The sequence below is a fragment of the Bradyrhizobium prioriisuperbiae genome (assembly GCF_032397745.1).
GTDB lineage: Bacteria > Pseudomonadota > Alphaproteobacteria > Rhizobiales > Xanthobacteraceae > Bradyrhizobium_A > Bradyrhizobium_A prioriisuperbiae.
In genome coordinates this window covers 6,548,825-6,571,277 of sequence record NZ_CP135921.1, presented here as the reverse complement: position 1 = coordinate 6,571,277, position 22,453 = coordinate 6,548,825, and the positions used below count along the sequence as shown (strand labels likewise).

The following is a 22,453-nucleotide window of genomic DNA, read 5'->3' as shown; positions in this document are numbered from 1 at the left end:
AACGAGTTCGCTTGATCGAACTCGTTTGCGCTTCTACTGCCGCATCGCGTCACGCTCTTCAGCGCCGCGCTTTCGCCGTTCGCTTTCGCGCGTCTTTGGATGTCCGCGGCTTGACCGCCGCTTTGGCCGCTTTCTTTGCAGCTTTCTTGACGACCTTCTTCGTCACCGCTTTTTTGATCGTCTTCTTGGCAGGTGTTACGTCGGTCTTGCTGGGCTTCGCACGTGGGCGTCGGGCACGCTTGGAGGCCGCGGCGCGCTCGGCCGCCGCCAGCGAGCCGCGCGCCCAATGCGCGAGCTCCTCAGGGTCGTCGTAGAGCCGATCGGGGAGCTGCCAATACGAGTTGATCGTCACCACCTTGCCGCGGGCGTCGTACTGGAAGGGCTTTGAGCCCTCGTCCGCGAACTGCGGTCTGTTCTGATCATCAACCCGAAAATAGATCGAACCCCGCAGCACCAGAGCGAAGTTGGTGCCCTCGACGGACACGCCATAGCCGCTGAACATGCGGCGCAGGACCACCGGGCCGAACTCGGAAAACAGCTCTTGCAGGAAATCGCGGTCCATCGCCGAACCGCTGTCCTTTAGACCGGCATCTTGGCCGGCGTCAGCTGCACCGATTCACCGCAGCCGCAGGCGCCGGTCTGGTTCGGGTTGTTGAACACAAACTGCGCAGCCATTCTGTCGACCTTGAAGTCCATCTCCGTTCCCAGCAGGAACAGCACGGCCTTCGGGTCGACCAGGATCTTCACGCCCTTGTCTTCCACCACCTCATCGCTGGGACGGATGTCGTGGGCGTATTCCACGGTATAGGACATGCCGGCGCAGCCGCCGTTCTTGACGCCCACCCGCAAGCCCACGATTTCGGAATCCGCCCGCGCCGACAATTCGCGCACCCGCGTGGCGGCTGCTTCCGTCAGGCGCATGACCTGTGGCCGCGGCCGGCGGGCCGGCTTGCTGGCGGGAACTGAGGGATCCGATGTCATACCAGTCATTTGGTCACGTCCGTCGGCAATTCAATGCCCTTGCATGGACCTCATTGAGGCCTGAGTCGGGTTAACTTGCAACCTCACCACATATTGAGGACGAGGCGGGCCTCGTCGGACATACGCTCCGGGGTCCAGGCCGGATCCCAGACAATACTCACGCTGACCGGTCCCACGCCGGCGACACTGGCGACGGCGTTCTCAACCATGGTCGGCAGCTCGGCCGCAGCCGGGCAATTCGGCGTAGTCAGGGTCATTTCCACGTCCACGGCGCGGTCGTCCTTGATGTCGACCTTGTAGATCAGGCCGAGTTCATAGATATCCGCCGGGATTTCCGGGTCATAGACCGTCTTCAGCGCGGCAACGATGTCGCTGCCCAGCCGTTCGGTCTCCTCCGGCGGCAACGCCGATTGGGTCTGAACCTTATTGGGAGCCGCGACAGGGGCCGCCGTCGCAGCCTCTTGCTGAGCTTCACTCATGAGAACATGTCCTGTGCCTTGATCAGGGCCTGCACGAGGGCATCCACCTCGTCGCGGGTATTATACATCGCAAACGACGCCCGGCAGGTGGCCGTCACCTGGAACCGCTCCAAAAGCGGCATCACGCAATGGGTGCCGGCGCGCACGGCGACACCGGAACGATCGATGATGGTCGCGATATCATGGGGATGCGCGCCCTGCATTTCAAATGAAACGACGCTGCCTTTGTCACGCGCCGTGCCGATGATCCGCAGCGAGTTGATCTCGCGCAACCGCTCGTGAGCATACAGCGTCAGATCGTGCTCATGGGCGGCAATCCGCTCCTTGCCGATCGAATTGACATAGTCGATGGCCGCGCCAAGGCCGATCGCCTCGACGATCGCCGGTGTCCCGGATTCGAATTTGTGCGGCGGGTCGCCATACGTGATCCAGTCCCGGGTGACCTCGCGGATCATCTCGCCGCCGCCGGTATACGGCCGCATCGCCACCAGGTGATCGTACTTGGCGTAGAGCACGCCGATCCCGCTCGGACCGTACAGCTTGTGACCGGTGAAGACGTAGAAGTCGCAGTCCAGATCCTGCACGTCGATCGCCATGTGCACGGCGGCCTGGCTGCCATCGATCAGCACCGGGATGCCGCGGGCATGAGCCAGCTTCACCACATCCTTCACCGGCACGATGGTGCCCAGCATGTTGGACATCTGGGTGATGGCGACAAGTTTGGTTTTCGGCGTCAGTAGCTTCTCGAACTCGTCGAGCAGGAAGTTGCCCTCGTCGTCCACCGGCGCCCACTTGATCACCGCGCCCTGTCTCTCGCGCAGGAAATGCCAGGGAACGATGTTGGAGTGGTGCTCCATGATCGAGATCACGATCTCGTCGCCGGCGCCGATGTTCGGCGCGCCCCAGGACGACGCCACGAGGTTGATCGCCTCGGTGGCATTGCGGGCAAAGATGATCTCTTCGTTGCGTTTGGCGTTGAGGAATTTCGCCACCCGCTCGCGGCCGCCCTCGTAGCCTTCGGTGGCGGCATTGGCGAGATAATGCAGGCCGCGATGCACGTTGGCGTATTCGGACTTGTAGGCCTGGGTCATGCGGTCGAGCACCGCATTCGGCTTTTGCGCCGACGCTGCGTTGTCGAGATAGACCAGCGGCTTGCCGTAAACCTTCATGGCGAGTGCAGGGAAATCTTCCCGCACCCGGTTGACGTCGTATGATCCGTTGGCAATTGCTGGATGCATGATTCAGTCCCGCGCGATCAGCCACCGCTGGGCGCTGGCAACGGCGAAATCGCGCAGATCGTCATCGACGATCGACTCGATCGCTTCGCCGACAAAGGCTTCGATCAGCAATGCCTGGGCTTCCTGTTCGGGCAACCCACGAGCCCGCAGATAGAACAGCAGGCTTTCGTCCAGCGCGCCGGTCGTAGCGCCATGACCGCAGGTGACGTCGTCGGCGAAGATTTCCAGCTCCGGCTTGTTGTCCATCTCGGCTTCGTCGGACAACAGCAGCGCGCGGGTCATCATCTTGCCATCGGTCTTCTGCGCATGGGGACGCACGATGATGCGCCCCTGAAACACCGAATGAGCGCGATCGTTGAGCACCGAGCGGAACACTTCACGGCTGCTGCAATGCGGCACCGCGTGATCGACCAGCAGCGTGGTATCGCCGTGGCGGCGGCCGCCCAGCAGATTGACCCCGTTGGTGGCGAGTTCGCTGCCCTCGCCGGCGAACTTGATGAAACCCTGGTAACGGCTGACGCTGCCGCCGCGGGTCAGGTTGAAGGTGTTAAGCTTCGCTTTCGCGCCAAGCGTGAAGATGCCGGTGGTGATGTTGGCGGCATCGTGCGCGTCCTCCATCAGGCGGATATGCTGAAGCTCGGCCTCGTCACCGATGGTGACGATCACGGCATCATGCGCCTGATAGGCTTTTGCCCCTTCGGCCGCGACAAAGCTCTCGATGAACGTGACGCGCGCGCCCTTCCCGACAACCAGCCGCGAACGGGTAAACGCCGCAGCCCCGGAACGGGTTGCGACATGCACGACATGAATCGGCTTGGCCGGCGTGGCTCCATCTTCGATGTCGATCACGACACCGTCGGTGACCATCGCCGCATTGAGCGAGATCATCGCGTCGACAGGTACGTCGGTCTTCAGCAGCTCACCGCGTCCCTTGGCACCTTCCAGCGCCTCGCGCAGAGCCTGGACACTGACGCCGGCCTGCGGCGCGCTCACGTCCGACAGCTGCGGCGCGAACACGCCATCGACCAGCACGAGCTTCTGGCTGCCGTTGATCCCGAGCGCCTTGACGGCGACCGCGGCGCGCGCGAACGCGGCCTGATCGGGCGCGTCGGCCAGCGATGCGACCTCACGCAGCAGCACGCGCAGGTCGGTGTATTTCCATTCTTCGATGCGACGATGCGGCAGTCCCCGTTGCACGAAGTCTTCGAACGCCTGCTGTCGCGTTTCCGCGACGGCACCCGTTCCCGGCAAGCGGCCACGCGCAGCGACGAAAATCTCGCCGAGCGCCCGTTCGCTGTTCGATTTCACCAATGCGACGTTCATGCTTGTCTCACCTACGCGGCCACGTCTTCGAACTGTGCGTAACCCGACGCCTCCAGTTCGAGCGCCAGTTCCTTGCCGCCGCTCTTCACCACCCGGCCCTTCGACATGACGTGCACGAAATCCGGAATGATGTAGTTCAACAGCCGCTGGTAGTGGGTGATCACGACCATCGCGCGATCTTTCGAGCGCAGCGCATTGACGCCGTCGGCGGCGACGCGCAGCGCGTCGATGTCGAGGCCGGAATCCATCTCGTCGAGGATGCACAGGCTCGGCTCGAACAGCGCCATCTGCAGCACTTCGTTGCGCTTTTTCTCGCCGCCGGAGAACCCGACATTGACGCCACGGCGCAGCATGTCCTGCGGAATGTTGAGACGAGCAGCGACCTCGCGCACCTTCTTCAGGAAGTCAGGCGTCGAATATTCGCTCTCGCCGCGAGCCTTGCGCTGCGCGTTCAGCGCAGTGCGCAGGAAGGTCATGGTGGCGACGCCGGGGATTTCGACCGGATACTGGAACGCCAGGAACACGCCCTTGGCGGCGCGCACGTCCGGCGCCATCTCCAGCACGTCTTCGCCGTTGAACAGGATCTCGCCACCGGTGACTTCGTAACCCGGCTTGCCGGCGATCACATGGCTCAGCGTCGACTTGCCGGAGCCGTTCGGCCCCATGATGGCGTGCACTTCGCCCTTGTTCACGGTCAGCGACAACCCATGGAGGATCTCGCGTTCCTCGACACGGACTTGCAGATTCTTGACTTCGAGCAGTGCGCTCATCCCACACTTCCTTCCAGCGAGATCGAGATCAGCTTTTGTGCCTCGACCGCAAATTCCATTGGCAATTGCTGCAGCACGTCCTTGACGAAGCCGTTGACGACCAGCGCCACGGCTTCTTCCTGCGACAGGCCGCGCTGCACGCAATAGAACAGCATGTCTTCGGAGATCTTCGACGTCGTCGCTTCGTGCTCGAACAGCGCCGACGAATTCTTGGCTTCGATGTAGGGCACGGTGTGCGCGCCGCACTTGTCGCCGATCAGAAGCGAATCGCATGCGGTGAAGTTGCGCGCGCCGGTCGCCTTGCGGTGCGCAGTGACGAGGCCGCGATAGGTGTTCTGCGACTTGCCTGCCGCGATACCCTTCGAGATGATGCGGCTGGTGGTGTTCTTGCCCAGATGCAGCATCTTGGTGCCGGAATCGACCTGCTGGTAACCGTTCGAAATCGCAATCGAGTAGAACTCGCCGCGCGAATTGTCGCCACGCAGGATGCAGCTCGGATACTTCCAGGTGATCGCGGAGCCGGTCTCGACCTGGGTCCAGGAGATCTTGGAGTTCTTGCCGCGGCAGTCGCCACGCTTGGTGACGAAGTTGTAGATGCCGCCCTTGCCCTCGGCATTGCCGGGGTACCAGTTCTGCACCGTCGAATATTTAATCTCGGCGTCGTCGAGGGTGACGAGTTCGACCACGGCGGCGTGCAGCTGGTTCTCGTCGCGCTGCGGCGCGGTGCAGCCTTCGAGATAGCTGACGTAGGCGCCCTTATCGGCAATGATGAGCGTGCGCTCGAACTGGCCGGTGTTGCGCTCATTGATGCGGAAGTAGGTCGACAGCTCCATCGGGCAGCGCACGCCCGGCGGCACATAGACGAACGAGCCATCAGAGAACACTGCTGAATTCAGCGTTGCGAAGTAATTGTCCGATGTCGGCACCACTGTGCCCAGATACTTCCGCACCAGGTCGGGGTACTCGCGGATCGCTTCCGAGATCGGCATGAAGATCACGCCGGCCTTCATCAGCTCGTCCTTGAAGGTGGTCGCGACCGAAACCGAATCGAACACGGCGTCGACAGCGACGCGGCGCTCGCCCTCGGGGCGCACCACGCCGGCCAGCATCTCCTGCTCGCGCAGCGGAATGCCGAGTTTCTCGTAGGTCTTCAGGATCTCCGGATCGACCTCGTCCAGCGACGCCAGCGCGTTGCGCTTCGGCGCGGAGTAGTAATACAGATCCTGATAATCGATCTTGGGGTAATCCACGCGCGCCCAGGTGGGCTCCTGCATGGTCAGCCAGCGGCGATAGGCTTCGAGCCGCCACTCCAGCATCCAGGCGGGTTCGTCCTTCTTCGCCGAAATGAAACGGACGGTGTCTTCCGAAAGCCCCTTCGGGGCCTTCTCGGATTCGATGAGGGTCTCGAACCCATAACGATATTGGTCGACGTCGATCTGGCGAACCCGATCGACCGTCTCTTGTACGGCCGGCATCTGTATCCTCCGCTCGCGGTTTCAAGGACCGCGGTGGAACTCTTCAAGGGGTTTATGTAGGGGCTTTCGTTCTGGAAATCACCCCTTTTTTAGAACCGTTCAAGCCCCGGTTCTTAGATAGGTTCTACGTAATACGGCTGACACTTTTCTCCAAGCCTCCAGGACACGATCGACCTCGGATTCTGTCGTATTCCAGCCCGTGCTTAATCGAATAGCTCCCTGGGCCATGTCGGCCGGCACGCCCATGGCGGCCAAAACATGAGACGGCGTCACTTTTCCTGAGGAACAGGCCGAGCCCGACGATACCGCGATGCCCTCCAGATCGAAGGCGATCACGGCGGTTTCTGCCTTCAGCCCGGGAGCCGAGAACAATGTGGTATTGGGCAACCGTCGAACTCCCTCTCCGAAAATGACCGCACCTCCGTGGGCCCTCAGACCCGTTTCGAGCCGCGCCTGGAGCCGCTCCATGTTGGCGGCCTCGTCGCGCTCGGCCGCCATGGCCGCGTTCACGGCCGCGCCAAAGCCCGCAATGCCGGGAACGTTCTCGGTGCCGCCGCGGCGGTTCTGCTCCTGACCGCCGCCCTTGATCAGGGGACCGGGGAGCACGATGCCATCGCGGACGACCAGCGCGCCCACGCCTTTCGGGCCGCCGACTTTGTGGGACGACAGCGCCAAAAGGTCGGCATTCAGCCGGTTGATGTGACAGTCGATTCGCCCCAGCGCCTGGATCGCGTCGACATGCAGCAGCCCACCTGCCGCATGCACGATGTCGGCGATCTCGGCGATCGGCTGAATGGCCCCGGTCTCGTTGTTAGCCAGCATGACCGAGACCAGCGCCGGCGGCCCGCTCGCAAGCAATCGCCTGAGATCGTCCAGATCGACCACTCCGTCCACCGTCACCGCCAGTCGTGCGATGCGATCGGCAGGGAATCGCCCCCCGGCCAGAACCGAGGCATGCTCGATGGCCGACACGATCAGCCGCTCGACCGCCGCGCCGCGGGCATCGCGAAGCCCGGGTGCCAGCGCAAGCCCATTGGCCTCGGTACCGCCGGAGGTGAAGACCACATTGCGCGGGTCGGCTCCGAGCGCAGCGGCGACCGACGCCCTTGCCTCCTCGACCAGCTTTCGCGCCAGCCGCCCTTCCGTGTGGACCGATGAGGGATTGCCGGCAATATCCCAGGCAGCCGCCATCGCGGCCCTGGCTTCTGGCCGCAGCGGCGTGGTGGCATTCCAGTCGAGATAGACCCGTGTTCGCTGCATTCTCTTGAGTGTCCGGCCGTGGCTGTCGCGCGCTCTGGCATATGGCGATTTGCCGGTTCCGCAAAACCCAAAAGCGGCCTTGCAGCGTGCAATATGCTTGCTTTTTGCCCCTTGCCCTATGTTAGAACGCGGCCTCTGTTCATCCGGCGTCGTGCGCTGAGAGCCCTGACATCGGCTCGATTGCGTGGCTCCAGTCCGCGGATCGCCCGCCGAGACGGTTTTAAGGAACCTGAATGCCCGAAGTTATTTTCACCGGTCCGGCTGGCCGGCTTGAAGGCCGCTACCATCCCGCCAAACAAAAGAACGCGCCGATTGCGATGGTGCTGCACCCGCATCCGCAGTTCCACGGCACCATGAACCACCAGATTGTCTATCAGGTCTATTATTCGTTCGTCGCGCGCGGCTTTTCCGTGCTGCGTTTCAATTTCCGCGGCGTCGGCCGCAGCCAGGGATCGTTCGATCACGGCACGGGTGAGCTGTCGGATGCCGCCGCCGCACTCGACTGGGCCCAGACCATCAATCCGGAAGCACGCGCCTGCTGGGTTGCCGGATTCTCATTCGGCGCCTGGATCGGCATGCAACTCCTGATGCGCCGCCCGGAAGTCGAGGGCTTCATCTCGATCGCGCCGCCGGCGAATCTTTATGATTTCTCGTTCCTCGCACCCTGCCCGTCGTCGGGCCTGATCGTCCATGGCGACAAGGACATCGTGGTCCCGCAAAAGGACGTCAACACGCTGGTCGAGAAGCTGAAGACGCAGAAGGGCATCGTGATCGACCATCAGGTCATCCCGGGCGCCAACCATTTCTTTGACGGCAAGCTCGAGCCGCTGATGGAGTCGGTCACGTCCTATCTGGACATGCGCCTCGCCAACGTTCGCTGACCGCACGCGCTGGTCTGTTTTTGCAAGGCCCGGGCTCATCGCCCGGGCCTTGTTTTTTTGGCTTTGTTTTTTGACGCCCTGTTTGTTCAAGACTTGCTGTTGTCAGGCTGCGGCACGGCCTTCGAGCTGCAGCAGATAGGCGCTGTGCTTTTTCAAGAAGTCACGCAGCAGCGCCGGATAGGTCTCGCTGACAGCGGTGCGCACCGATGGACGCTCCGAAAGACTCGCGCGCCAGCGGTTCAGCTTCGGCTTGCCGGCAAAGATGCCGAAATCGCCGATCTGGTCGATCAGGTCGAAATAACGAAACGCCGGCGCAAACACCGCGTCGACCAGCGAGAACGTCGCACCGTCGAACCACGGCGTCGCAACCAGCCGGGTTTCCAGCCTCGCAAACTTCTGCTCGACCGCCGTGACCTTGGCGCGAAACGTTGCCTCGTCCTTGGCGGTCTCGAGACCCCAGATATCGCCAAGCACCGCGGAGTTGAATTCGATCCACGCCCGATGTTCGGCCCGCGTCAGCGGATCGGTCGGGTGCAGCGGATTGGGCTGGGTTTCCTCGAGATATTCGAGAATGACGGCGGATTCGAAAATCGCCTTGTCGCCGACCTGCAGGACCGGCGTCTTGCCGAGCGGCGAAATGGCCAGAAACCAGTCCGGCTTGTTGTCGAGATCGATGTCGATGCGCTCGAACGCGACGCCTTTTTCCGTCAGTGCGATCACCGCGCGCTGCACATAGGGACACAGTTTGTGGCTGATCAGCTTCAGTTTCCCGGGCATGAATACCCTCCCTTGGCCAGTTAAATGCAACTGCATGTATCAAGATGCAAATGCATGAAAAAGTCAATGAGGGGGTTTCTCAATGAGGGGGTTTCAATGTAAGAAACCCGCTGGTTTCGGATCAAGCAGCCGTGATCGGGATCAGGGACGAGCGATGACGCCGCCGGTCATCGGCATCGCTACGCCGGTGGTCGCGGGGTAGCTCAGCGGCAGCCCCTGCAGGCTGCGCGCCGCCAGGAATGCGAACGCCTGCGCCTCGATGGCGTCGCCCGCCCAGCCCAGCGAATCGGCGACTTCGACCCGCGCCGGATCGAGCCGCTGCCGCAGCATCCGCAACATCATCAGGTTACGGGCGCCGCCGCCGGCGATGATCCAGCTGCCCGGCGATTTCGGCAGTTGCGGAATGATGCTGACGATCGCTTCGACCGTGAACGCGGTCAGCGTCGCGGCACCGTCGGCGGCCGACATCATGTTCGGCAGTACCAGCGACGCGAACTGGTTGCGGTCCAGCGACTTGGGCGGACGCTGGCCGAAAAACGGATGCTGCAGGGCGCGCGCGACCCAGCCCTCATCGATCGTGCCCTGCACGGCCAGCCGGCCGTCCTGGTCGAACGGCTGGCCGGTGGTGCGAAACATGTAGTCGTCAAGCAGTGCATTGCCCGGCCCGGTGTCGCAGGCGATCAGGGCATCGAAGCCGTCGATATAGGTGATGTTGGAGACACCGCCGATATTGACCACCACGATCGGCCCCTCGCGGCCCAGCGCCGTCGCCAGCGCCCGATGATAGACCGGGACGAGCGGCGCCCCCTGCCCACCGGCGGCGACGTCGGCGGCACGGAAGTCGTGCATGACCGGAATATGAATGGCCTTGGCCAGCGCCAGGCCGTCGCCGATCTGGACCGTCATGCGTTGCTCGGGGCGATGCAGCACGGTCTGACCATGAAAGCCGACGATATCGATTTGTTCTCGCGCGATATGATGCTGCGCGGTGAAGGCAGCCACCGCCTCCGCATGCGCCACCGTGACGGCACGCTCCGCCTCGCTGAGAACGCCTGGCCGCGCCTCCCGGTTGGGCAGATTAACGGCATCGACCAGGGCATGGCGCAACAGTGATCGCTCCTGCGCGCTGTAGGGACGATAACCGGAGGGTCCGAACGACGTCACCTGCTTGCCGTCGGTCTCGATCAGCGCAACGTCCACCCCGTCAAGCGAGGTGCCGCTCATTAATCCGATCGCGGTCATGACCATGGCAGCAACGGCCTCTGGAGGGGTGCCGGGAACCGGCAGCAATGCCGCTGTGCCGGCCGACGGGAGCCCAACCTTGTGTCGAACATCCAGTTCTTATAATGCCACAGGGCGCGTCCCCGCGGCAGAGCCCTCGAGCGAACCTCGTTCGAAGCGGTTACCATTTAATCAAGCAGACCACACACACATGACCGCCTTTAAATCCGATTTCCTGAACGTGCTGCAAAGCCGTGGGTTTATCCACCAGGTCTCCGAGCCGGAGGCGCTGGACGCGCTGGCCCAGAAGGGGCCGATTACTGGCTATATCGGGTTTGATTGTACCGCCCCCTCGCTGCATGTCGGCTCGCTGCTGCCGATCATGATGCTGCACTGGATGCAGCAGACCGGACACAAGCCGATCGCGCTGATGGGCGGAGGCACCACCCGCGTCGGCGACCCCTCGGGCAAGGACGAATCCCGCAAGATCCTGACCGATTCCGACATCGCGGAGAACCTCGCCGGCATCCGCACCGTGTTCGACAAATTTCTCGCCTTCGGCGACGGCAAGACCGACGCCATCATGGTCAACAACAACGACTGGCTGGCGCCACTCAACTACATCGATTTTCTGCGCGACGTCGGCAAGCATTTCTCGGTCAACCGGATGCTGGCCTTCGACAGCGTCAAGCTGCGGCTGGAGCGGCAGCACGAGCTGTCGTTCCTCGAATTCAACTACATGATCCTGCAGGCCTACGATTTCGTCGAACTGCACAAGCGCACCGGCTGCGTGCTGCAGATGGGCGGCTCGGATCAGTGGGGCAACATCGTCAACGGCATCGATCTGGGCCGGCGCATGGCGAATGCGCAGCTGTTCGCTTTGACCTCGCCCCTGCTCACCACCTCGACCGGCGCCAAGATGGGCAAGACCGCGGCGGGCGCCATTTGGCTCAACGCCGATAAGCTCAGCGCTTACGATTACTGGCAGTTCTGGCGCAATACCGAGGACGACGACGTCGAGCGCTTCCTGAAACTGTTCACCGTGATGCCGCTCGACGAAGTCGCGCGGCTGAGCAAGCTGCAGGGCCAGGAAATCAACGAAGCCAAGAAGATCCTGGCGACGGAAGCGACCGCTCTCGTGCACGGCCGCGACGCTGCTGTTGCCGCCTCCGAGACGGCACGCCGCACCTTCGAGGAAGGCGCGATTGCCGAAAGCCTGCCGACCCTCACCATTCCCCGCGCCGAGCTGGACGGCGGGATCGGCGTGCTGACGCTGTTCGTCAAGGCGGAGCTCGTGGCATCGAACGGCGAAGCGCGGCGGCAGATCAAGGGCGGCGGCATCCGCGTCAATGATGCACCGGTGAGCGACGAGAAGCTGAGCATCAACGCCTCGCACCTCACCCCGGAAGGCGTGATCAAGCTGTCGCTGGGACGCAAGAAGCACGTGCTGCTGCGGCCGGTTTGACCGGCCGACATCGATATCCCTGCGGATCAGTTATTGTTCGGTGACGGAGCCGTGAAGCTGTCGCTCTGATTATTCTGCTTGCCCGTTCCGAACTCGAAAACCTTGCGGACGATGCCTGGCGCGATGGCCGAGACTGGATTCACCCGCAGCACCGGCGCGCTGGGTGACCCGACCACCTCGTAGGTGATGCCAAACAGACCTTCATTGCTGCCGCCAAGCAATAGCCCGAACACAGGGATCTGGCCGAACATATTGTTCAGCCCATACACCGGCACGAAAGTGCCGCTCATCCGCACCTGGTTGGCGGGATAGTTGATGCTGCCCTCGATGGTGCCGCCGACCGTCGGCCCGCGCAACATGCCTTCGCGAACCGACAGCTGCCCGCTTTGCCGGGTGAATTCCGCGCGCAGGTGGGAGAACCCGACGCCACTTGATGTGCCAGCCGGCCCGTTGGCGACAGTCCGATCCAGTGACGCCTCACCCTTGACCGAGAAGTCATAGACGTTCAGCAGGCCTTCCTGGGCGGAAGCATCGGACGCCGGCGGATCCATCGCCAGCAACATCTTGCCGCCAATTACCTTGGAATAGGAATCGGTGAAGCGCAGCAGCGCGCCGGCGTCGTTGGTTTCGACGTTCAGCAACTCGCGGCCCTGATTCTTGCGGCGCATGTCGCCGATCAGCGGCGTATCACGGCCGAGCTTGCCACTCAGTTGGAATGTCTTCACCACGCCCGCGCGGCGCGACAGCTTGACATCGACGCTGCGGACGGCTTCGCCGTTGTAGCCGGCCACCGCCCCCATCTTCAGATCGAGATCCAGGTCGAGCGCTTTCTGCTTGCTCTTGGTGTCGGCGTCCTTGCCGGAGACGGCAGACTTGATGAAACCGCGCGCGTCGAACACATCGCCGCGCATGGTCACTTTCAACGCGCCGTCGGCTCCCCGCTCCGCCTTCAGCGAGGCCTTGTCGCCCTCCGAGGGCGCAAACGTCGGGAACGCCGCGTTCATGACGTCGCCATTCTGGTCGATTTCGAGCGCGCCCTTGATCTGCACGCCGCCGCCGTCAATGACGATATCTTCCAACCGGGTCGATTGCGGCTTCTGCACCACATTGAAAACGACCCGACCCGCCTTGCCGGCGACCTTGACCCAGCCCGGAAGGATATTGTCGATCTTTGCCGCGGTGAGATCGGCCTCGATGCCAAGCCGATTTTCACGATCAGGCGCGCCGATCTTGCCGGTCATTTTCACCGGAATGGCGCCGGAGACCGCGGGCCCGAGATCGACCCCCAGCTTGGCGCGGCTCGCGTCGTCGAGGGTCGCCTGCAAGCGCACATCGGCATCGCCATCGTTCAGCTTGCGGTACTCGAGGCTGGCGGGCTGGCCGCCGATTTTGACGTCGCCCTTAACCTGATAGCCTTGGTTGTTGGCCACCACCTTCAGCGCGTTGCCCTCGAGCTTCTGGTTCATCACCATCTTTTCGGCCGAGAAGCCGTTGAGATCGACGTTGACGGTGTAGGTCGTATCCGCCTTGCTGAGCGCTCGCTTGATCGGCAGACCCAGCATCACCTGCGCGGAAACATTGCCCTTGCTGTTGTTGGGGTCGATCGGTGTCGAGCCGCTGAATTCGCTGAGGCGATCGGAGGCGAGAATCTCCGCTGCCGCCGGAACCGTTCCATCGATGCGGAAGCGGACCCGCGCCGGCGGCGGCTTCGGCACGAAGTCGGGAATCTCGAACACCAGGTCGGACACGGTGAGCTTGCGGCCCGCCGGAGTGTCGACCGCCGCCTGTCCGATGTTGATGGTCGCAGTACGGCCTGTCACCCGCGCCCGCAGATCGGCGTCGCGCAATCCCGGCAACTCATCGACCGGATGCATCGTCACGTTACTGCCGACGAAGGTAATCGCCAGGCCATCGTCGGGAATCGGCGGCCCGCTGCGTGACAGCGTGTGCACAGGCGCATTGACGCCGATTTCCATGCGTTGCAGCGTTCCCTTGTCGACCCGTTCGATGATCCATTCCCGGACCTCAGGCACAATCACGATGGGCCAGATACGCTTAAGGGCGGACACCGGCATCGGCGTGCCGGCCAGTCCCAGCGTCAGGCGCGGCTCGGATGTCGAATAGTCCACGCTTCCTGAGCCGGCGATGCTGATCTCGCCATTGCTGAAATCCATTTGCGTCAGCAGCACGCGGCGATTGTCGGTGTCGAAACGAACGCGAACCGCGATACGGTTGAAGATCAGCGGCTCGTCGCCTTTTGCTCCACCGAACAGGATGGTGCCACCGCTCAAGCCGAGCTGCCAGTTCGGCACGCTGTCGTTCGGTGGCTCCAGATGGGCGAGCAGCGTGATGCGATTGGTGCCCGACACGATCTGGAACGGCGCGACCATGACGCGCCGCCCGGCATCCCATTCGATGTTGACGTCCGCCTGGTCGATATCCATCGGATAATCAGGCGTGTCGAAATCGATGATGCGTCCCGCGCCGATCGTCACCTTGCCGTTGAGATAGGTCGGCAGGCCGTCGCGACCAATTTCTCCGCGGATCCGCCCGCTCAGAGGCATATCCGCAGAGTAGTGCAATTCCTTCATCCGCAATGCGAGCAGGATGTTCTTCGACGGCACCTTGTCGGCCTGCAGATCGATCGAACGCACCCCGTTGGATGGCGCGCCGACGGTGGCCCGCAGATACCAGGCGTTCTTGCCATCTTCCCCGAGACTGACCGCAACGCCGCCGCCGCTTGGACGGCGCAGGCTCAGACTGATGTTCTCGAATGTGAGGCGATTACCAGTACGCTGGTCGTCGACGATCAGGTTGCCGTTCTTGAGGCCGACCTCGTCGAGATTCTCGCCGTCGAGGCCGCTCTTGCCCAGGCCGTCGAGCCAGTCGAGCCCTGCCAGCACGCCTGCCAGCCCACCGGTCGTCGGGCTCAGTGGCGCAACTGGAGAAGCGGGAGCGACAACGGATTTGCCGGCCGGAGCCGCTCCCGTTGGCAGCGGCGTAGGAGCCTGCAGCGGCACGACCTGTGTTGGCGCGGAGGCCGGCACCGCGCGCGCGGTGGCCAGCGGCCGGGCGTTGTCTCCTGTCGACACGATGACCCGGCCGTCCGGGGTGATGCGGACCGACAACTCGGCGCCGACAAGATTGAGGCTCTCGGCGCGCAGACGCCCGAGCAGCAACGCCATGGTCGAGATTCGGACTTCCGCTTTCGGTGCACTCGCAACCACCGCTTTCGCGCGATCACGAACGACAATATCGCGGATCCGTACCGCGATGCGGACTCGCCCGGCCCGCTCGATCTGCGTGCCACCGACTTCGACCGTGTGATCCCTTCCGAGATTGTCCTCGATCGCCTTCACCAGCCATGGCGTCATCACATCGAGGTTGATCGGCCCGGTGCCAAGCCGCCACCAGAGAATCCCGAAGCTGCTGGCACACACCACCAGCAGCACGGCGGCTATTGTCGCCAGCAGTCTGACCCAGCGCGCACCGAGAAGGTTGCGCCGCAGACCGCGCAGCCAGTCACCACAATGGTCCAACACCGATCCCGACGGGCTCGCCAGCAGCCGACGCGCACGCGCGCCGGCCGCTTCATCGTCATGAAGCTGCCAGCCAGCGTCGTCCCACTCGGACAACTGATCGTCGGCACGCGAATTCCGCGCCTGTTTGGGCTCAGTTCTTACCATTGCCTCTTGGTTTAGGGTCTCTCGATAATGGCGCTGTCGTTGAGGATGGTTGCCGGCCAAAGCGCGAGCGTCGACGTCTAACGATCGCTCGTTTGCCGGCATCGCTGCCCATTCCCCGGTTCAAATGTACTCTTGTACTCTTTCGCTCGGCTGCTCTGATCCGGAAACGCTGGGGTTCGAGAATCCCTTGCCACCCTACGCTCCACTGGTCAGATTTGCACCGCGCCAACAAACAGATTACCGCACCCCGGCCGCGGGAATCCCTGCCCCGTTAGAGACCCGCCGAAAGCGACGAAAGGAAGGCGTATGTCCAAGAAAACGCGCAAGAAATCTCCCTCGAAGCCTTCCGGGAAGCCCCTCGAGGCCGCGGCCAAAACTGCCGCCCGCGCAAGTTTGAAGACATCTAAAACTGTTTCGGTGAAGAAATCTTCATCAAAGGCCCCTGCACCGGCAAAAACACCCTTGGCGCCCATTCTGAGCGAAGGACAGACGGCGCCGGCGTTCGACCTGCCACGCGACGGCGGGCAGCGCGCTTCGCTGCGCGACTATGCTGGCCGAAAGCTGGTGCTGTTTTTCTACCCCCGCGCCGACACCCCGGGCTGCACCAAGGAGGCCATCGACTTCAGCCGACTCGCCAAGGAGTTCGCTGCCGCCGGGGCCGATGTCGTCGGCGCCTCAGCGGACTCCTCCAAAAAGCAAGAGTCGTTTAGAAACAAACATAAACTGCAAACTCCTCTTATTTCAGATGAGCAACAGGAGATGTTGAAAGCGTATGGAGTCTGGGGCGAAAAATCGATGTATGGCAGGAAGTTCCTCGGAATTATTCGCACAACAATTCTGATTGCCCCAAACGGCAAGATCGCGCGCATATGGCGCAATGTGAAGGTCGAAGGACACGCCGAAGAGGTGCTTGCCGCGGTCCGATCGCTCTAATTCAACCAAAACCGTTTTCCAAAAATTAACCATGAGGAGGTCAAATCAGGCTCGGAGTAGAGCTCGCCGCCCCTGTGTATCCGCGGCGAGTTGCGGGAGTGCTGATGTCGTACCGAGCGAACCACCAGGCAGATCATTCACACTATCAGCCGCATGATCATGCGCGGCCGCATGCTCGCCGCCCTGCTCCGCTCCTGACTCCCGCGCCAAGTCCGGCGGCCCAGAGCAGCTACACCATCGCCCATGCCGGCAAGCAGGTCCGTTTCGGGCCGGTGGTGTTCTGGATCGTGGTCGGAACCGTCGTCATCATGGGGGCGTGGTCGGCTGCGACGGCGACCTATTTTGCGTTCCGGGACGATGTCCTCACCCGCCTGCTCGCCCGGCAGGCATCCATGCAATATGCCTACGAAGACCGCATCGCAGAACTGCGCGCCCGGCTCGACCGCACCACCAGCCGCCAATTGCTCGACCAGGAGCAATTCGACCAGAAGCTCGACCAGATCGTCCGCCGACAGACCGCACTGGAATCGCGCGCATCGGCGCTGACCGCGATGCCGGATGTCGGAGTGACGGGCTCGATCAAACCCGCACCGCGCAGCAGCCTGTCGAGCGATTCCGGCAGTTCCGCAATTCCGAAGCCGTCGCCGATCAATGACACCGTGATTTTTGTCGCGCCGCCGGACCGGGAAGCCCGGCTGGAGTCGCGTACACCCGCGCCGACGACCAACCAGCCAACCCAATTCGCCAAGATCCAGGGTCTCGACACCACCCTGGTGCGACTGCAGACATCGCTCGATCAGGTCGAGACCCGCCAGATCGCCACCCTGAATGCGGTCGAAGAGCAATACGAATCGCGCATCCGACGCATGCGTGGCGTCTTCACTGATCTCGGCCTCGATCTCAACCAGATGCAGGGCGCGGCACCGCCGCCGCCCCGTGGCGGCGTCGGCGGGCCGTTTGTGCCGGTCAAACCGCCAAAGGACGCCGAGACCTTCGAGCGCCAGATCTACCGGATCAACGTGACACGGACGCAGATCGACAGGTTGAACCGGACCTTGTCGCTAGTCCCCTACCGCAAGCCGGTGCTGGGCGAGGTCGAATTCTCATCCGGTTTTGGTGTTCGCACCGATCCGTTTCTGGGGCGTCCTGCGATGCACACCGGCCTCGACTTCCGGGCCTCGATGGGTGATCCGGTCCGCGCGACCGCCAACGGCAGGGTCGACAACGCCGGCTGGAGCGGCGGCTACGGGCGGATGATCGAAATCGACCACGGCAATGGCCTCTCCACACGCTACGGGCATCTGTCGGACATCAAGGTCAAGGTCGGCGACATCATCAAGATCGGCCAGATCATCGGCGCCGTGGGATCGACCGGACGCTCGACCGGCCCGCATCTGCACTATGAGACCCGGATCGAGGGCGAAGCGGTCGATCCGCAGAAATTCCTGCGCGCGGGCGTCCGGCTCAGCTCGAACTGACCGCGGTTCCAGCATTCGTCCGATCCTTGTCGGCCATCCCGAAACGTGTTTTCTGCGGCCCCGAACGAATGGTCCGCAATCCGGTTTCCTGGAGTTGAGTTCTGGCTGAGACGCGCATCGGTCCCCGGTATCCCCGTTTGGGCAGCGTGGGGTTTTCAACGGCTCGCTGGCTTAGCGCGCGGCTGTTGAAAGCGTTGGGCTTTCACAGCCTGGACAGCACGTTCGCGCAGCAGCGGATCGCCCATGTTCGCGAACGATTGGCGCGAGGCGAGACCATTTATCTCGCCGGCATCGGCCCGTCGGGCACACACAATTCCGGCGTGGCGCTAATTGAGGTGACCAAAGCCGGCGGCCCGCGCCTCATCGTCAATAACGAAGAGGAGCGCTTTTCCGGCCACAAGCATTCCACCGAGTATCCAAGACTGTCCATCGACGCCATGGTGGCGACGCTGCACGGTTTGGGCCGCGACGTCGACGATATCGCAGCCTGGCTGACCACCTGGGATTATCCGGCGCTGATCGGCATGGGAATCCGCTCGGTGCTGGAAGAAGCCCCGCGCAGTTTCAAACTGCTGCATCCGGCCAATACGGTTGCGATGGATCCGCGCCAGATCGAGACCATGACGCGGACGCCCAAAATTGTTGGGCGGCAGCTCGGGCGCGACAGCCGTGTGCCGCTGATCCTGATGTCGCACCACGACAACCACGCCTGGTATTCATTCGCCGTCTCGCCGTTCAACGATACCAACGAGCCGGTCGCGATCGCGGTACTCGACGGCACCGGCGATCGTGGATCGATTTCGCTGTACGTGACGCTGGCCGGTGAGATGCGCCAGCTCTACTCCAATGACAGCCTGTTCGACTCGCTCGGCGCATTCTACAGCGTGATCTCCTCGACCCAGGGGGGCTGGACCTGGCTCTCCTGCGAAGGCCGCTACATGGGCGCCGCCGCCTGGGGCGACACCAACCGTGACAGCAACCGCTACTACAAGCGGCTGCGCGAGGTGCTTCATTTCGGCACCAATGGCGAAATCAAGCTCAATCGCGCGCTCGCCCACTGGCACAGCGATCCCTTTGTCGAGCCCTACTCGCCGGCCCTGATCGATCTGCTCGGACCTCCACTGAAGCCGAACGAGCTGTGGAATCCCGACGCCATGTTGCGCGTCGAGGACATCCATCACCGTCCCGACACCCAGTACCGTCTCGACAAGGCCGCCGCCACCCAGATGGTGTTCGAAGACGCGATGATCCATATCGTCGACGACCTGCTGCGCAGGACCGGCGCCAACAGGCTGGTGCTGACCGGCGGCGTGGCGCTCAACGCGGTCGGCAACATGCGGCTGCTGGAGCATTTCGACAAAGCCTGGTTCGCCGACGCACAGAACCGCGACGCGCGCCTGCATCTGTGGGTGCCGCCGACACCGGGCGATCCCGGCGTCACCATGGGCGCGGCATGGCACTTTGCTCATATGGCCGGCGCCGCGCGCGGCGCTCCGATTAGCCACGCCTTCTACTGTGGCCCCTCGCCGACCTCGGACGACATCGCGCAGGCCCTCGCGGCACCAGAAATCGCGTCGCGAAAAATCGGCGACATCTCCACCACAGCTGGACGCGAAGCTATTGCCGATCTGATGGCTTACATGGTCGCGGAGAACGGCGTCATTGCGCTCTATCAAGGCGCGGCGGAAACCGGACCGCGCGCGCTGGGCCACCGCTCCATCCTCGCCAACCCCTGCGATGCCGGCACCCGCGAGCGGCTGAACGAACGGGTGAAATACCGCGAGGCCATCCGCCCGCTGGCACCGATGGCGACGCGCGAGGCCGCGCTTGCCTATTTCGACCTGCTCGATGGCGCCTCCGACGCGGACTACAACGCCTACAATTACATGGTGCTGACGGCGCGCGCGAAACCGCATGCACAGGACAAAATTCCGGCGGTCATTCATGCCGACGGCACCGGACGCGTGCAGATCGTGCGCGAGGACGACGATCCCCTGACCCATGCCTATCTGAAGGCGCTGGGACGCCATATCGGCGTCGAGGTCTCGGTCAACACGTCGTTCAATGTGGCGGGGCCGATTGCGCAGACGCCCCTGCACGCCGTCGAGACCCTGCGCAAATCAAAGGGCCTCGACGTGGTTCTGATGGTCGGCAGCGACGGCCAGGTGTTCGCGGTCTGGCATGGCGGCGACCGCGACAGCGGCCGCTTCACCGGCTGGTTCGAGACCTGGAGCGCCAAGCGGACAGTCGGGGCGCAGTCGGTTTAACCCCCTGCCACGAACGATCGCGCGCTCATGGCGTTGTCGTCGGTCGCTCTCTCCGGACCATGCGCAGGATCCGCCCATCCATGATCAAAAGCGCGCTGGCGATCATGAGCGCCCCCAGAACCTCGCGCGCACCGAGCCGCTCGCCGAGCACCAGGTATCCGAGCAGGATCGCCGTGATCGGAACCAATAGCGTCACCAGCATGACGTTGGTCGCACCCGAGCGCGCCAGGATCTGAAAGAACAGGATATAGGCGAACGCCGTGGACAAGGATGCAAGTCCCAGCAACGACAGCCACGTCGCAATGCCCGGCACGGGCAATTGCCAGGGATGCTCCACGGCCGCGGCCAGCACCGCCATCATCACGCCAGACGCGGTCAACTGCCCTGCAGCCGCGACCAGCGGCGGCACACCGGCAAGCTTGCGCCGTCCCCACAGCCCAGCCAGCCCGTAACTCAGCGCCGCCACCACACACAGCGTCATGCCGACAGTCTCACCGGGCGCAGCAAACATAGCGCCGCGCAACACAACAACGCCGGCAAACCCGCAGATCACGCCGGCGATCCGCGGCATGGTCAGTCGCTCATCCCCGGACGCCGCCAGTACCAGGACGCTAAAGATCGGCGTCGTCGCATTGAGCACCGAGGCCATGCCCGCTGCGATCTCCGTCTGCCCGGTGACGATCAACGACATCGGGATTACGTTGTTGAGCAGTCCCATTCCAATGAACGGCCACCAGCCGGCTATGCTGGATGGGAGCTTCAGTCCGGCGAATTCCAGGACAGGCCAGAGCAAGACGGCGGCGAGTGCCACCCTGACGAAAACAATCGTCAGCGGCGGCAGATCCCTGACCGCAACACCGTTGAAGAAGAACGAGCCGCCCCACAGCACGGACAGCAATCCAAGACGGCCCCATGTGCCGCCGTCGATGGTGGAATTCGCAGGCACCTGCAGTCCTCGACAAAACGAGGATGCCGTATCACCGCTCCGGCAACCACGGCCACCCGTTTTCCGGGAAGCCGTGCCATGCGGCCGCCTGCTTAGTCGACGTCTTCGATCGCGCCGGGCGACGTTCCGAACGCCTTCTGCGCCAGCGTCGCCGCCATGAACTCGTCGAGTTCGCCGTTCAGCACGCCCTGGGTATCCGACGTCTGAACGCCGGTGCGCAGGTCCTTCACCATCTGATAGGGCTGCAGCACGTAAGAGCGGATCTGGTGACCCCAGCCGATATCGGTCTTGGCGGCCTGATCGGCAACCGCCTGGGCTTCCCGCTTCTTCAATTCGATTTCGTAGAGCCGGGCCCGCAACATGTCCCACGCCTGAGCGCGATTCTTGTGCTGCGAACGTCCGGCCTGACAAACCACAGCAACTCCGGTCGGGATATGGGTCAAACGAACGGCCGATTCCGTCTTGTTGACGTGCTGACCGCCGGCACCGCCGGAGCGCATGGTGTCGGTGCGCACGTCGGATTCCTTGATGTCGATCTGGATGCGATCGTCGACCACCGGAAACACCGCGACGCTCGAGAACGACGTATGCCGCCGTGCGTTGGAATCGAATGGCGAAATGCGCACCAGACGATGCACCCCACCCTCGGTCTTCAGCCAGCCATAGGCATTGCGGCCCGAGATCTGGATGGTCGCGGATTTGATGCCGGCTTCTTCGCCCTCGGTCTCTTCGAGATATTCGACCTTGAAGCCATGCTGCTCGGCCCAGCGGGTGTACATGCGCAACAGCATGCTGGCCCAGTCCTGGCTCTCGGTTCCTCCTGCTCCAGCATGAACTTCCAGATAGCTGTCGAAGCCATCCGCCTCACCCGACAGCAGGGCTTCGAGCTCGCGTCGCGCAACCTCTTTTTTCAGGGCTTGAAGGGCAGATTCGGCCTCGACCACCACGCTCTGATCGTTCTCGGCCTCGCCGAGTTCGATCATGCCGACCTGATCCTCGAGTTCACGCGTGACCTTGCCGATGCCGCCGAGCGAATCCTCAAGCGCCGTGCGCTCCTGCATCAGCTTCTGGGCTTTCTGGGGATCGTTCCAGAGATCAGGAGATTCCGCGAGCTTGTTCAGCTCCGCAAGTCGGGCCGTCGATGCATCGACGTCAAAGATGCCTCCTCAGCAGCCCGACTGACTGCTTGATCTCTTCGACAAGTCTTTCAATTTCAGGGCGCATAACTTTGCTTTGCAACGCTTAATTGGCTTCGACGGTATCGAAGTCGATT

The 22,453-nt window shown here is 62.9% G+C and carries 18 protein-coding genes; 5 read left to right on the top strand and 13 right to left on the bottom strand.

Annotation, left to right across the window (positions count from 1 at the left end):
* Positions 1–58 precede the first annotated feature (58 nt).
* The 8 genes from RS897_RS31030 to RS897_RS30995 form a co-directional block, all read right to left on the bottom strand.
* Positions 59–562, bottom strand: coding sequence for a TfoX/Sxy family protein (locus tag RS897_RS31030; protein WP_315832504.1), 504 nt, complete (start codon positions 560–562; stop codon positions 59–61).
* A 17-nt stretch (positions 563–579) separates the two neighbouring features.
* On the bottom strand, positions 580–990 hold the full coding sequence (locus tag RS897_RS31025) for a HesB/IscA family protein (protein WP_315832503.1): 411 nt from the start codon (positions 988–990) through the stop codon (positions 580–582).
* Positions 991–1,064: 74 nt separating this feature from the next.
* Complete coding sequence (locus RS897_RS31020; RefSeq protein ID WP_315832502.1) at positions 1,065–1,460, bottom strand: SUF system Fe-S cluster assembly protein; 396 nt, start codon at positions 1,458–1,460, stop codon at positions 1,065–1,067.
* Positions 1,457–2,698, bottom strand: a complete 1,242-nt coding sequence (locus RS897_RS31015) for a cysteine desulfurase (protein ID WP_315832501.1) — start codon at positions 2,696–2,698, stop codon at positions 1,457–1,459. The genes RS897_RS31020 and RS897_RS31015 overlap by 4 nt, the downstream gene beginning before the upstream one ends.
* 3 nt (positions 2,699–2,701) lie before the next feature.
* Positions 2,702–4,021 (bottom strand): Fe-S cluster assembly protein SufD, encoded by a 1,320-nt coding sequence (gene sufD, locus RS897_RS31010; protein ID WP_315832500.1) that lies wholly within the window; start codon positions 4,019–4,021, stop codon positions 2,702–2,704.
* An 11-nt stretch (positions 4,022–4,032) separates the two neighbouring features.
* Positions 4,033–4,791, bottom strand: coding sequence for a Fe-S cluster assembly ATPase SufC (gene sufC, locus RS897_RS31005; RefSeq protein ID WP_315832499.1), 759 nt, complete (start codon positions 4,789–4,791; stop codon positions 4,033–4,035).
* A complete protein-coding gene (gene sufB, locus RS897_RS31000; protein WP_315832498.1) occupies positions 4,788–6,266 on the bottom strand; it encodes a Fe-S cluster assembly protein SufB in 1,479 nt (492 codons plus the stop codon). Before sufB ends, sufC begins: the two co-directional genes overlap by 4 nt.
* A gap of 99 nt (positions 6,267–6,365) precedes the next feature.
* Positions 6,366–7,526 (bottom strand): cysteine desulfurase family protein, encoded by a 1,161-nt coding sequence (locus RS897_RS30995; protein WP_315832497.1) that lies wholly within the window; start codon positions 7,524–7,526, stop codon positions 6,366–6,368.
* A 233-nt stretch (positions 7,527–7,759) separates the two neighbouring features.
* On the opposite strand from RS897_RS30995, the gene RS897_RS30990 reads away from it, so the two are divergent.
* A complete protein-coding gene (locus RS897_RS30990) occupies positions 7,760–8,407 on the top strand; it encodes an alpha/beta hydrolase (RefSeq protein ID WP_315832496.1) in 648 nt (215 codons plus the stop codon).
* Positions 8,408–8,509: 102 nt separating this feature from the next.
* Here RS897_RS30990 and RS897_RS30985 read toward each other — a convergent pair whose 3' ends face one another.
* Together RS897_RS30985 and RS897_RS30980 are read right to left on the bottom strand one after the other, a co-directional pair.
* Positions 8,510–9,184, bottom strand: a complete 675-nt coding sequence (locus RS897_RS30985) for a glutathione S-transferase family protein (RefSeq protein WP_315832495.1) — start codon at positions 9,182–9,184, stop codon at positions 8,510–8,512.
* Between the two features lie 141 nt (positions 9,185–9,325).
* Positions 9,326–10,432 (bottom strand): anhydro-N-acetylmuramic acid kinase, encoded by a 1,107-nt coding sequence (locus RS897_RS30980; RefSeq protein ID WP_315832494.1) that lies wholly within the window; start codon positions 10,430–10,432, stop codon positions 9,326–9,328.
* A gap of 184 nt (positions 10,433–10,616) precedes the next feature.
* On the opposite strand from RS897_RS30980, the gene tyrS reads away from it, so the two are divergent.
* Positions 10,617–11,870 carry a tyrosine--tRNA ligase gene (tyrS, locus tag RS897_RS30975; RefSeq protein WP_315832493.1) on the top strand — a complete coding sequence of 418 codons (1,254 nt, stop codon included), beginning with the start codon at positions 10,617–10,619 and terminating at the stop codon, positions 11,868–11,870.
* A 26-nt stretch (positions 11,871–11,896) separates the two neighbouring features.
* Here the strand turns inward: tyrS and RS897_RS30970 are convergent, their stop codons facing one another.
* On the bottom strand, positions 11,897–15,658 hold the full coding sequence (locus RS897_RS30970) for a hypothetical protein (protein WP_407654353.1): 3,762 nt from the start codon (positions 15,656–15,658) through the stop codon (positions 11,897–11,899).
* Between the two features lie 204 nt (positions 15,659–15,862).
* Here RS897_RS30970 and RS897_RS30965 point away from each other — a divergent pair, with 204 nt between their 5' ends.
* From RS897_RS30965 to RS897_RS30955, 3 genes are all read left to right on the top strand, one after another.
* Entirely contained in the window at positions 15,863–16,489 is a 627-nt protein-coding gene (locus tag RS897_RS30965; RefSeq protein ID WP_315832491.1) for a peroxiredoxin, read from the top strand.
* Positions 16,490–16,593: 104 nt separating this feature from the next.
* Positions 16,594–17,967 (top strand): M23 family metallopeptidase, encoded by a 1,374-nt coding sequence (locus RS897_RS30960; RefSeq protein ID WP_315832490.1) that lies wholly within the window; start codon positions 16,594–16,596, stop codon positions 17,965–17,967.
* Between the two features lie 185 nt (positions 17,968–18,152).
* The gene (locus tag RS897_RS30955) at positions 18,153–20,234 is read left to right on the top strand and encodes a carbamoyltransferase C-terminal domain-containing protein (protein WP_315832489.1); all 2,082 of its coding nucleotides are present in this window, start codon (positions 18,153–18,155) and stop codon (positions 20,232–20,234) included.
* Positions 20,235–20,259: 25 nt separating this feature from the next.
* Here the strand turns inward: RS897_RS30955 and RS897_RS30950 are convergent, their stop codons facing one another.
* Both RS897_RS30950 and prfB read right to left on the bottom strand, forming a co-directional pair.
* Complete coding sequence (locus RS897_RS30950) at positions 20,260–21,180, bottom strand: DMT family transporter (RefSeq protein ID WP_315832488.1); 921 nt, start codon at positions 21,178–21,180, stop codon at positions 20,260–20,262.
* Between the two features lie 92 nt (positions 21,181–21,272).
* A protein-coding gene (gene prfB, locus RS897_RS30945; protein WP_315832487.1) for a peptide chain release factor 2 occupies positions 21,273–22,404 on the bottom strand; the annotation gives its coding sequence in 2 pieces (ribosomal slippage) (positions 21,273–22,334 and positions 22,336–22,404; 1,131 coding nt in all).
* Between the last annotated feature and the right edge of the window lie 49 nt (positions 22,405–22,453).

What these genes read in the sequence shown, in the direction of transcription:
- sufB (WP_315832498.1), bottom strand. Translation starts at nt 6,266, where the DNA reads ATGCCGGCCGTACAAGAGACGGTCGATCGGGTTCGCCAGATCGACGTC.
- sufC (WP_315832499.1), bottom strand. Translation starts at nt 4,791, where the DNA reads ATGAGCGCACTGCTCGAAGTCAAGAATCTGCAAGTCCGTGTCGAGGAA.
- sufD (WP_315832500.1), bottom strand. Translation starts at nt 4,021, where the DNA reads ATGAACGTCGCATTGGTGAAATCGAACAGCGAACGGGCGCTCGGCGAG.
- RS897_RS31020 (WP_315832502.1), bottom strand. Translation starts at nt 1,460, where the DNA reads ATGAGTGAAGCTCAGCAAGAGGCTGCGACGGCGGCCCCTGTCGCGGCT.
- tyrS (WP_315832493.1), top strand. Translation starts at nt 10,617, where the DNA reads ATGACCGCCTTTAAATCCGATTTCCTGAACGTGCTGCAAAGCCGTGGG.
- RS897_RS30960 (WP_315832490.1), top strand. Translation starts at nt 16,594, where the DNA reads ATGTCGTACCGAGCGAACCACCAGGCAGATCATTCACACTATCAGCCG.
- RS897_RS31030 (WP_315832504.1), bottom strand. Translation starts at nt 562, where the DNA reads ATGGACCGCGATTTCCTGCAAGAGCTGTTTTCCGAGTTCGGCCCGGTG.
- RS897_RS30970 (WP_407654353.1), bottom strand. Translation starts at nt 15,658, where the DNA reads ATGCCGGCAAACGAGCGATCGTTAGACGTCGACGCTCGCGCTTTGGCC.
- RS897_RS30980 (WP_315832494.1), bottom strand. Translation starts at nt 10,432, where the DNA reads ATGGTCATGACCGCGATCGGATTAATGAGCGGCACCTCGCTTGACGGG.
- RS897_RS30965 (WP_315832491.1), top strand. Translation starts at nt 15,863, where the DNA reads ATGTCCAAGAAAACGCGCAAGAAATCTCCCTCGAAGCCTTCCGGGAAG.
- RS897_RS31025 (WP_315832503.1), bottom strand. Translation starts at nt 990, where the DNA reads ATGACTGGTATGACATCGGATCCCTCAGTTCCCGCCAGCAAGCCGGCC.
- RS897_RS30990 (WP_315832496.1), top strand. Translation starts at nt 7,760, where the DNA reads ATGCCCGAAGTTATTTTCACCGGTCCGGCTGGCCGGCTTGAAGGCCGC.
- RS897_RS31015 (WP_315832501.1), bottom strand. Translation starts at nt 2,698, where the DNA reads ATGCATCCAGCAATTGCCAACGGATCATACGACGTCAACCGGGTGCGG.
- RS897_RS30985 (WP_315832495.1), bottom strand. Translation starts at nt 9,184, where the DNA reads ATGCCCGGGAAACTGAAGCTGATCAGCCACAAACTGTGTCCCTATGTG.
- RS897_RS30995 (WP_315832497.1), bottom strand. Translation starts at nt 7,526, where the DNA reads ATGCAGCGAACACGGGTCTATCTCGACTGGAATGCCACCACGCCGCTG.